Origin of the sequence: Arthrobacter sp. 3Tela_A, from assembly GCF_049311025.1 — a bacterium.
In the GTDB taxonomy this organism is placed as follows: Bacteria; Actinomycetota; Actinomycetes; order Actinomycetales; family Micrococcaceae; genus Arthrobacter_B.
The window spans coordinates 1-10,266 of record NZ_JAXIOM010000089.1 but is presented as its reverse complement, the minus strand read 5'-3'; the positions used below and the strand labels follow the sequence as shown (position 1 = coordinate 10,266).

Below are 10,266 nucleotides of genomic sequence, written 5' to 3'. Positions count from 1 at the left end.
GTCCCCGGGCCGCGGGCCGGCGGCGGGGGCCGCGGCATCGCACGCCGCGGACCTTGCCGCCCGGCTCAGGGGCTCAGGGAGGGTTCCCCGCATCTAATTCGCCCTTAGCCCCGGCGGGGCCGGTGTCGCAGAGTTGTCCTCAGTCGCCAAACCTCGCCACCAGGCGGCCAAGGACCTCGTTGTTCTTCAGCCGTTCAAGGCCGTTGGCGATCTCTTCGAAACCGATTTCCTCGTAACCGGGGCGGATTTCCCCACGCAGCATCAGGTCAAAGACCTCCTCGATGTCCTCCACGGTGCCGCCAAGCGAGCCTTCTAGCTTCTTGCCCAGGATGGTGTTGGTTGCCACCGTGAACGTAGGTTTTCCCAGACCGACCTGCACCACTTTGCCGCCGCGCTTCACGGCGTTGATGGCCTTCTGCGTGGTGTCGAAGCCGGCGTAGTCCACGATGAGGTCAAAGTCCCCGCCGGCGCGCCGGTCCTGGACCCATTCGGCTGCATCCTTGACGCAGCTGACGGCACCAACCTCGCGGGCGTTGTCCCAGGCTTCTTCCTTCATCTCCGCGACGTGGACTTCGGCACCGGTGAGCACAGCCGCTCGGGCGCCGATCTGCCCCAGGCCGCCGAAGCCGATGACACCTACTTTCATGCCTTTCGCCGCGCCGCCAACCTTGATCATGGCGTGGTAGGAGGTCATGCCCGCATCAGTGGCGAGGGCAGCCAGGGAGAGGTCCAGCCCTTCGGGAACCCTGGCAAGGTCCCGGTAGTCAGCTGCGAGTTTGTCGGCGAACCCTCCCGGCGTGAACATCCCCAGCGGTGGCTGCACTCCTGAGGAGCAGACTCCCACAACGTCGCCCACCTTGAAACCGGTGACCTCGTTCCCGAGGGCGGTGATGACCCCGGCGTTCTCATGTCCCTGCGTCATGGGCAGGAACGGCATTGCCTGGTCCCCGACTTCCATGTACATCACATCGGAGTGGCAGAGCCCTGCGGCTTTGACGTCGATGATTACCTGCGTTGGACCCGGAACCGGTTCCGGGATGTCATTTAGCTGGATCGGCTTGCGCTCCCCCATGTACTGCCAGGCTTTCACAACAACTCCTCTCACCGGGGCCGAAGGGCGGCATTGCCCCTGCGCGTGCACTCTGATGGCACGTTCCAGTGGTGGAATCCCCTTGGTTCCAGTTTAGAAGTGGGTGGAACCAAGGCCCCGCCCTACTGCCGGGGGTCGGGGTTTTTCGGATCCTCGGATCCCATGTCGGCTGCGCCGAGCACACTGGCCACGGGGTTGTCGGTCTTCTCATTGGCCCGCGGCTTGAGTTCCGGGTGGTGCAGGTCCAGGGCGGGGCGTTCGGACCGGATCCGGGGCAGTGAGGTGAAGTTGTGCCGCGGCGGCGGGCAGGAGGTGGCCCACTCCAGGGAGCAGCCAAAGCCCCAGGGATCGTCCACTTCCACCTTCTTCCCGCGCCGCCAGGTCACATAGACGTTCCAGAAGAACGGAATCATGGAGAACCCGAGAATCAGGGAACCGATGGTGGAGAGCTGGTTCATCGCCGTGAAGTTGTCCTCCACCAGGTAGTCCGCATAGCGCCGAGGCATACCCAGCACGCCGAGCCAGTGCTGGATCATAAACGTCAGGTGGAAGCCCAGGAAGAGCAGCCAGAAGTGAATCTTCCCGAGGCGCTCGTTGAGCATCTTCCCGGTCCACTTGGGCCACCAGAAGTAGAACCCGCCGAACATCGCGAACACCACCGTGCCGAAGACCACGTAATGGAAATGGGCCACCACAAAGTAGGTGTCTGAAACGTGGAAGTCCAGCGGCGGTGAGGACAGGATGATGCCGGTCAGTCCGCCGAACAGGAACGTGATGAGGAATCCGAGGGCCCACATCATGGGCGTCTCGAAGGTAATCGAACCGCGCCACATGGTGCCGATCCAGTTGAAGAACTTCACGCCGGTGGGCACGGCGATGAGCATGGTCATGATGGCGAAGAACGGCAGGAACACCTGCCCGGTGACGTACATGTGGTGCGCCCAGACGGTCATGGACAGGCCCGCAATCGCGATCGTCGCGAAGATCAGGCCCTTGTAGCCGAAGATCGGTTTGCGGCTGAACACCGGCAGGATTTCCGAGATGATCCCGAAGAACGGCAGCGCGATGATGTAGACCTCCGGATGGCCGAAGAACCAGAACAGGTGCTGCCAGAGGATGGCCCCGCCGTTCTCCGGATCGAAGATGTGGGCGTCGAACCTGCGGTCCGCTCCGAGGGCGAACAGTGCGGCCGCCAGCGGCGGGAACGCCATCAGGACCAGGATGGCGGTGACCAGCGTGTTCCACGTGAAGATAGGCATCCGCCACATGGTCATCCCGGGCGCGCGCATACAGATAATCGTGGTCACGAAGTTGACCGAGCCGAGGATGGTTCCGAATCCGGACAGGGCCAGGCCAAAGACCCACAGGTCTCCGCCGATACCGGGCGAGAACGTGGTGTTGGAAAGCGGTGCGTACGCTGTCCAGCCGAAGGATGCTGCTCCCTGCGGGGTCAGGAACCCTGAGATCGCGATGAGGGAACCGAAAAGGAAGAACCAGTAGGCGAGGGCGTTCAGCCGCGGGAAGGCGACGTCCGGCGCCCCAATCTGCAGCGGCATCATCACATTCGCAAAACCGGCGAAGAGCGGCGTGGCGAACATCAGCAGCATCAGCGTTCCGTGCATGGTGAAAAGCTGGTTGTACTGCTCGCGGGAAGAGACAATTTCAAGTCCCGGCTGGAAAAGCTCGGCCCGGATGATCAGGGCCATGACCCCGGCAAGGCAGAAGAAAATGAAGGACGTGATCAAGTACAGGTAACCGATCTTTTTGTGATCGGTGGTCGTCAGCCAGTCGACGACGACGCGGCCGCGGGACACCGGCACAACGCGCGGCGGTACGGTTGTTCCTTCATCTGCCGAATACTTCAACGTAGACATCAGCGCCGCCTAGGGGTCCGCAGGAGGTTCAGTCCGTGCACAGGCCCCGCCGGTCGCAGGCCAGTGTGCCTTGTATCGTAGGACCCGCTCCGGGGCAGGTCCATAGGCAGCACAGGGTTTTGCCGCAACCGCTTCGGGTTAGCTGCTCGCCCCGGCTCCGGGAATCCGCTCCCCGGCCCGCCAGACAGCAGCAGTGAGCGGCATGCCGGGCCGGTAGGCAAGATAAGCGGCGGACGGCGCATTGAGCAGGTGGATATCAGCCCGGTGCCCGACGGCAAGCGAGCCCACCGCCCGCTGCCCGTCGACGTCGTTCCCCGTGTGCCTCCGCAGCGCCAGTGCCCCGCCGTACGTCGCGGCCCGGACGGCCTCGGAGACGCTGAGTTCCATCTGCAGCACAGCCGTCGCCACGCAGAACGCCATGGATGAGGTGTAGGAGGTGCCCGGATTGCAGTTCGAGGCCAGGGCAATTTCGACGCCTGCATCCAGCAGTTCGCGAGCCGGAGCCAGAGGCTGCCGGGTGGACAGGTCGCAGGCCGGCAGGCACGTGGCCACTGTTCCCGGCGTTCCGGTCCCGGTTTCCCGGTTCCAGCCCACCCAGCTGGCCGCGAGCGCCCGCACATCGCCGTCGGACAGGTAGTTCACGTGGTCCACGCTCGCAGCACCGAACTCCACGGCCAGCTGCACCCCGGCACCCGGACCCAGCTGGTTCCCGTGCACCCGCAGTCCCAGGCCGGCGTCCCGGCAGGCGGTGAGCACCCGGCGGGACTGGTCTTCGGTGAAGGCTCCGCGTTCGCAGAACACATCCGCCCACTGCACGTACGGCCGCACCGCGGCCAGCATCGGCCGGCAGACCAGGTCCGTGTACTCGTCAGCGTCGATGCCGTCCGGAACCAGGTGCGCACCCAGGAAGGTCACGTCGTCCACCACACTGGAGGCAATCCGTGCGCTGCGAGTCTCCTGTTCCACGTCCAGCCCGTACCCGGTCTTGGTTTCAAGCCAGGTGGTTCCCCCGGCGGCAGCTTCCGCGCGGCGGGCCAGCAGCAGGCGCGTGAGGTCGTAGTCCCCGGCGGCGCGGGTGGCTTCCATCGTCACCGCGATGCCGCCGGCACTGTAGCTTTCCCCGGCCATCCGGGCAGCGAACTCGGCGCTGCGGTCACCGGCGAACACCAGATGGGTGTGTGAATCCACCCAGCCGGGCAGCGCTGCCCGCCCGCCGGCGTCGTGCACTGCGTCTGCCGCGGGAGCCTGGGCAGCCGGACCGAGCCAGGAAATGCGCTCGCCCTCGAGCACGACGGCGGCACGCTCGATCACGGCCTCCGTCCCGCGGGCGGGGTCCATGGTGGAGAGCTCGCCGATGTTGGTGATGAGTGTGCTGGTCACTGCCGGACCTCCGCCGGATCCGGCACCGCGGCGGCGTCCAGCCTGGCGATCGCTGCCGTCAGCAGCGCACCCGGCGCGCCCAGCCGCACGTGCCTGCCCCGTTCGGCCGTGAGTTTACCTCCGACGACGACGGCGGTGACGTCCTGGGCGGTCGCGGCCAGTGCCAGTTGGGCCGGGTCAGCTCCAGCCGTGCGGGTTGTGTGCGGGTCCACGGCCATCAGGTCGCAGGAGCTTCCGGGCGCGAAGCCGGGTGCCCGGCGTCCCTGGGCGGCAGCGCCGGCGTCGGACACCGCCTGGTGCAGGGCAGCGGGGGTGAACCGTCCCCGTACACCGGAGGCCAGGCGTTCGCCGTGTTCCAGCGCGCGCATCTCCAGCCACGGATCCACCACGGCGTGCTGGTCCGAGCCAAGCGCAATTCGCGCTCCCGCGTCCGCGAGCGCCGCAGCCGGGCCGATTCCGTCGGCGAGGTCCGCTTCGGTGCTGGGGCACATGGCCACGGTTGCACCGGCATTCCCGAGCAGCGCGACGTCCTCCGGGGTCAGGTGCGTGGCGTGCACGGCGGTCAGCCGGGGACCCAGCAGCCCGTATCGGTGAAGCAGCTGGACCGGTGTCAATCCGGTGGCTGCCAGGCAGTCCTGGTTTTCGGCGAGCTGCTCGGAGAGGTGGATATGCAGGGGCAGGTCGGGGTCCAGCCCGGCGGCAATGGCCTGCAGGGCGTCCTCGGGGACTGCCCGGACCGAGTGCAGCGCTGCACCAACTGTCACGTACGCCGGGTCGAACTCAGCCTCGAAGGTGTGCCGCAGGCCCTTGAGGCGGTCCAGCCACGCGCCTGTGGAACCGTCACTGAAGCGGAGCTGGCTCTCCGTCAGCGGCTCCCCGAACCCGCCTGCGAGGTAGCAGGTATCCAGCAGGGTGAGCCGGATTCCGGCAGCCTGGGCGGCGCGGCCCAGGGCCAGTTCCATGGCATGCCCCGGGTACGGCGAGCCGTCCTGGCGGTGGTGAACGTAGTGGAATTCCGCGACGGAGGTGTAACCGGCCGCGGCCATTTCGGCGTAGACCGCGGTGGCCAGCTCCTCATACAGCTCCGGGGTCAGGGCACCCGCAGCCCGGTACATCCCCTGGCGCCAGGACCAAAAGCTGTCTGCGCCGCCGGTGTGGGTGCGTCCACGCAGCGCCCGGTGGAACGCGTGAGAATGGGCGTTGGACGCGGCGGGGAAAATGACGCCGTTCAGCACCAGGTCACCCGGACGCGGCTGGGTGCCGGTTTCCACGGCTGCAACGATGCCCGCTGAGTCAACGCTCAGCCGGACACCGGATTCAACCTGGCCGTTCCGCAGTGCCCGTTCGCACCACACTCCCCTGGCGTACCGGCTCACAGCAGTCCCTCCAGGACGTCCGCGAGCGCCTGCGCCGAGTAGTCGGCGTCGGCGTCTTCCACGTATTCCTCCGGGGAATGCGAGATTCCGCTGGGGTTCCGGACAAAGACCATGCCCGCGGGCACGTGTCCGGCCAGGATCCCGGCGTCGTGCCCGGCACCGGTCGCCAGTACCGGAGCCTGCGGCAGGGCGAGCTGAAGCTGGCGCTGCAGTCCTGGATCAAAGCTGGTGGTGGGACTGAAGGATTCCTGCGCCAGGGTCACGGAGCAGCCTTCGAAGGCGGCGATCTTCTGCGCCTTGCCGTGGATGGTTTCCACCAGCTGCGCGGTGACTGCATCCTCCTCATGCCGGGCGTCCAGCCAGAGTTCCACCCGGGAGGCAATCACGTTGGTGCCGCCGGGAACGGCCTGGATCCGACCCACCGTGGCGCGCGCCCCGGGCAGGGCTGCCGCTGCCTGCTGCACGGCGGTGATGATCTGCGCCGCGGCCACCATGGGGTCCGCCCGGTCCTCCATCAGCGTGGTGCCGGCGTGGTTGCCCTGGCCGTGCACGGTCAGCTTCCAGCGGCCGTGGCCCAGGATCGAACTGCCGACGGCGACGGCCGGGCCGTCCTCACCGAGTCCGCGGCCCTGTTCCACGTGCAGTTCCACGAAATCGCCGATTCGTGCGAGCGCGTCCTCGTCCCGGCCGATATGTTCCGGGTCCAGCCCGGCGGCCCGTGCGGCGTCCGCGAAGGTGGTTCCGCCGTCGTCGCGCAGGTTCCGGGCCTTGTCCGGGTCGATCGCACCGGTCAGCAGCCGTGAGCCGAGGCAGGCGACACCGAAGCGGGAGCCCTCTTCCTCGGGGAAGACCGTGATGGCCAGGGACCGGTTGGGCTGCACACCGCGCTCTTTCATGACGTCGACGGCGGCCATAGCGGCGGCGATCCCCAGCGGCCCGTCGAAGGCGCCGCCGCCGGGGACTGAATCCAAGTGGCTGCCGGTGACCAGCGCGCCTTTCTGCGGCTCACCCCACCATGCCCAGAGGATGCCGTTGCGGTCGGTCTCCACAGCCAGTCCGCGCGCCTGCGCCTCTTCGGTGAACCAGGCGCGCAGATCCGTCTCCGCTGTCGAGAACACCGGGCGGGTATAGCCGCCGCGGACGGGATCGCGGCCGATGCCGGAGATCGCTTCGAGGAGGGTGGTAACTGCTGCCATGCTGGTGTCCTTGCTGGGGTTGGATCGGTGGTGCTGGTTCAAGCTTGGTACGGCCGGAGGTGCGGGCCTATTCGGCCATGGGGATGCGGACGCCGCGCTCTTTGGCGACCTGCGCCGCCTCGCCGTAGCCGGCGTCGACGTGCCGCATGACCCCGGTGCCCGGGTCATTGGTGAGCAGCCGTTCGAGCTTGCGGGCGGCCAGGTCGGTGCCGTCCGCCACGGAAACCTGGCCGGCGTGCAGGGACCGGCCAATGCCGACGCCGCCGCCGTGGTGGATGGACACCCAGGTGGCACCCGAGGACGTGTTCAGCAGGGCGTTGAGCAGCGGCCAGTCAGCGATCGCGTCGGAACCGTCCTTCATGGCCTCCGTTTCCCGGTAGGGGGATGCAACGGAACCGGAGTCCAGGTGGTCGCGGCCGATCACGATGGGCGCCGACACCTTGCCTTCGGCGACCAGCCGGTTGAACAGCAGCCCGGCCTTGGCGCGTTCTCCGTAGCCCAGCCAGCAAATCCGGGCGGGCAGGCCTTCGAACTCGACATGTTCCGCTGCGGCGTCGAGCCAGCGGTGCAGGTGCTGCTTTTCCGGAAAGAGTTCTTTCAGCGCGGCGTCCGTGACGGCGATGTCCGCCGGGTCGCCGGAGAGCGCCACCCAGCGGAACGGGCCCATGCCCTCGCAGAACAGCGGCCGGATGTACGCGGGGACGAAGCCGGGGAAGTCGAAGGCCCGGTCATAGCCGCCCTGCCGGGCTTCGTCGCGGATCGAGTTGCCGTAGTCGAACACTTCGGCGCCGGCGTCCTGGAACCCGACCATGGCTTCAACGTGGCGGGCCATGGAAGCCTGGGCCTTCTTCGTGAAACCCACCGGATCGGCGTCGGCTTCGCGGTGCCAGTCCTGGACGCTGATGCCTTCCGGGAGATAGCTGAGCGGATCGTGCGCGGAGGTCTGGTCCGTGACGATGTCGAACTCCGCACCATCGCCGGCGTTCCGGCGGCGGAGCAGTTCGGGGAAGACTTCCGCGGCGTTGCCGACCAGTCCCACGGACAGGGCCCGGCCGTCGGCCTTGGCGGCCATGACCTTGGCGAGGGCGGCGTCGAGGTCGGTTTCGACGTCGTCGAGGTAGCGTTTGCCGGCACGGCGGCGCAGCCGGGACTCGTCGACGTCGACAATCAGTACCGCTCCGCCGTTGAGGGTGACGGCGAGCGGCTGGGCGCCGCCCATGCCGCCGCAGCCGCCGGTAAGGGTGGCGGTGCCGGCGAGGGTTGCGTTTTCGTTTTTGAAGAGCTTTTTGGCGATGGCAGCGAAGGTCTCATAGGTGCCCTGGAGGATGCCCTGCGTGCCGATATAGATCCACGACCCGGCGGTCATCTGCCCGTACATGGTCAGGCCTTCGGCTTCCAGCCGGCGGAACTCGGGCCAGGTGGACCAGTCCCCCACCAGGTTCGAGTTGGCGATCAGTACCCGCGGCGCCCACTCATTGGTGCGGAACACTCCCACGGGTTTACCGGACTGCACCAGGAGCGTCTCGTCGTCGTCGAGAGTCTTCAGGGTGCGGACAATCGCGTCGAAGGACTCCCAGTTCCGGGCAGCCTTGCCGGTGCCACCGTAAACCACCAGGTCCTCGGGCCGTTCGGCAACCTCGGGGTCCAGGTTGTTCATCAACATCCGCAGGGGCGCTTCGGTCTGCCAGCTGCGGGCGTTCAGGCCGGTACCGCGCGGGGCACGGACGGTGCGCGGGGTGTTTTCGTTCATGGGGTTCTCCGTCGTCGTTGTCGGTTAGCCGGGTTGTTTTTAGCCGAAGGCGTGGACTGCGGCTGTCTCGGTGGCCAGTATCTGGCTGATGTCTTTGAGCCGGCCTGGCGTGATGCGGTAGCTGGGCACCACCACGCTCATGGCGGCCACGGCTTTTCCGCCTGCGGTCAGCGGCACAGCGATCGCTGTGATGTCGGGTTCGACGCCGTCGCTCACCACGGCGCAGGCGGTCCCGTCGACCTCGCCGCGCATTGCCTTTCCGGCTGCACTGGTTTCCAGATCGAAACGGCGGCCCACCCAGTTGGCGTGCCGGACGGACTGCGTGCCTTCGGAGATCGCAATGTACAGGCCGTGGCCGCCCGCTGCCGGAATGCTGAGGTAGGTGGATTCGCCGGTCTGATCCACGATCCGGTCCATCGCGTCGCGGTAGGTGGCGACCAGGGATTCCGAGCTTAGGGCGAGGACTCCGAGCTGCACGATCGCGGGCCCCGGGCGGTAGGTCCCGCTCTCTTCCCGCCGCAGGAAGTCGGTTCCTTCCAGGGTGCGGAGCAGACGGAGCGCGGTACTGGTGGAGAGACCGGCGGCTTTCGCGGCTTCGGACTGCGTCACTGCGCCCTGGCGGCACACCACGCTGAGCAGGGACAGCGCGCGCTCCACTGTCCGGGTGGTGCTGTCTGCCTTAGCTGTCTCGGCCATCGTGCTGCTTTCCTCACCAAATGTTGCCACCTAGTAAAACAGCAATTTCACTAGGTGACTAGACTCCGACACTAGTTGAAGCTTCAATAAAGTTGTGCAATAGTAGTTGAAGCTTCAAGTTTTTGGCGGTTTTCGCTGCCGCCCCTATCCGAAAAGAATCCAGTGGCTCTCCGTTTCCCCCTCTTTCGAAAGAAGAAGACAATGACTGATCTCACCATCATCGGTACCGGCAACATGGCGCGCGGGCTGGCTGCCCGCGCAGTGGCAGCGGGACGTTCGGTCCAGCTTCTGGCCCACGAGGACAAGGCGAAGGCCGACTCCCTCGCGGCAGAACTGGACGGGAAGATCACCACCGGAGTCCTGGGTGAGCAGCTCACCGGCGCCCTGGTAATTCCGGCGGTCTACTTCGACGCCTCCCGGGCCATCGTGGAGCAGTACGGCGATGCACTGACCGGCAAGGTGTACGTGGACATCACCAACCCCGTGGATTTCGCAACCTTCGATTCGCTGTCCGTTCCCGCTGACAGCTCCGCGGCCGAGGAACTGCAGAAGGCAACCGGGGCAAAGGTGGTCAAGGCCTTCAACACAACCTTCGCCGCCACCCTCTCGGACGGAACCGTTGCCGGACACCCGCTGGATGTACTCATCGCAGGGGACGACGCCGCTGCAACCCAGGCCGTGGTCGAGTTCGCTTCCGCTGCAGGGCTGAATCCCGTCGTCGTCGGCCCGCAGCGCCGTGCCCACCAGCTCGAGCACATGGGCTTCCTGCACATCCTGCTTTCCGCGAACGAGGAGCTTCCCGCCTACCAGTGGAATTCTGCGCTGAAGGTTGTTCCGGCCGCGTAGCTTTTCTCGCCGGTTTTACCGCTCCGGCCCGCGCGCCTAAGCGGCTGTGGGTTATACA

Annotated in this window: 8 protein-coding genes; 1 reads left to right on the top strand and 7 read right to left on the bottom strand. The window is 66.7% G+C overall.

What is annotated here, in order from left to right:
• Window positions 1-139 precede the first annotated feature (139 nt).
• The 7 genes from TVC13_RS17460 to TVC13_RS17430 form a co-directional block, all read right to left on the bottom strand.
• Window positions 140-1,090, bottom strand: a complete 951-nt coding sequence (locus TVC13_RS17460; protein ID WP_422402404.1) for a zinc-binding dehydrogenase — start codon at window positions 1,088-1,090, stop codon at window positions 140-142.
• Between the two features lie 122 nt (window positions 1,091-1,212).
• A complete protein-coding gene (ctaD, locus tag TVC13_RS17455; RefSeq protein ID WP_422402403.1) occupies window positions 1,213-2,964 on the bottom strand; it encodes a cytochrome c oxidase subunit I in 1,752 nt (583 codons plus the stop codon).
• A gap of 138 nt (window positions 2,965-3,102) precedes the next feature.
• Window positions 3,103-4,302 (bottom strand): imidazolonepropionase, encoded by a 1,200-nt coding sequence (gene hutI, locus TVC13_RS17450; protein ID WP_422402405.1) that lies wholly within the window; start codon window positions 4,300-4,302, stop codon window positions 3,103-3,105.
• Window positions 4,303-4,340: 38 nt separating this feature from the next.
• A complete protein-coding gene (locus TVC13_RS17445) occupies window positions 4,341-5,720 on the bottom strand; it encodes a formimidoylglutamate deiminase (protein ID WP_422402402.1) in 1,380 nt (459 codons plus the stop codon).
• Window positions 5,717-6,916 carry an allantoate amidohydrolase gene (locus TVC13_RS17440; RefSeq protein WP_422402401.1) on the bottom strand — a complete coding sequence of 400 codons (1,200 nt, stop codon included), beginning with the start codon at window positions 6,914-6,916 and terminating at the stop codon, window positions 5,717-5,719. The genes TVC13_RS17445 and TVC13_RS17440 overlap by 4 nt, the downstream gene beginning before the upstream one ends.
• Before the next feature lie 67 nt (window positions 6,917-6,983).
• Window positions 6,984-8,666: a urocanate hydratase gene (hutU, locus tag TVC13_RS17435; protein ID WP_422402400.1), complete on the bottom strand. Its 1,683-nt coding sequence runs from the start codon at window positions 8,664-8,666 to the stop codon at window positions 6,984-6,986.
• Window positions 8,667-8,705: 39 nt separating this feature from the next.
• Entirely contained in the window at window positions 8,706-9,362 is a 657-nt protein-coding gene (locus TVC13_RS17430; RefSeq protein WP_152228885.1) for an IclR family transcriptional regulator, read from the bottom strand.
• 201 nt (window positions 9,363-9,563) lie between these two features.
• Between TVC13_RS17430 and TVC13_RS17425 the strand changes: the two genes are divergently transcribed.
• On the top strand, window positions 9,564-10,208 hold the full coding sequence (locus TVC13_RS17425; protein WP_422402399.1) for an NADPH-dependent F420 reductase: 645 nt from the start codon (window positions 9,564-9,566) through the stop codon (window positions 10,206-10,208).
• The last annotated feature ends 58 nt before the right edge of the window (window positions 10,209-10,266 follow it).

What these genes read in the sequence shown, in the direction of transcription:
- ctaD (WP_422402403.1), bottom strand. Translation starts at nt 2,964, where the DNA reads ATGTCTACGTTGAAGTATTCGGCAGATGAAGGAACAACCGTACCGCCG.
- hutI (WP_422402405.1), bottom strand. Translation starts at nt 4,302, where the DNA reads ATGGACCCCGCCCGCGGGACGGAGGCCGTGATCGAGCGTGCCGCCGTC.
- TVC13_RS17440 (WP_422402401.1), bottom strand. Translation starts at nt 6,916, where the DNA reads ATGGCAGCAGTTACCACCCTCCTCGAAGCGATCTCCGGCATCGGCCGC.
- hutU (WP_422402400.1), bottom strand. Translation starts at nt 8,666, where the DNA reads ATGAACGAAAACACCCCGCGCACCGTCCGTGCCCCGCGCGGTACCGGC.
- TVC13_RS17430 (WP_152228885.1), bottom strand. Translation starts at nt 9,362, where the DNA reads ATGGCCGAGACAGCTAAGGCAGACAGCACCACCCGGACAGTGGAGCGC.
- TVC13_RS17425 (WP_422402399.1), top strand. Translation starts at nt 9,564, where the DNA reads ATGACTGATCTCACCATCATCGGTACCGGCAACATGGCGCGCGGGCTG.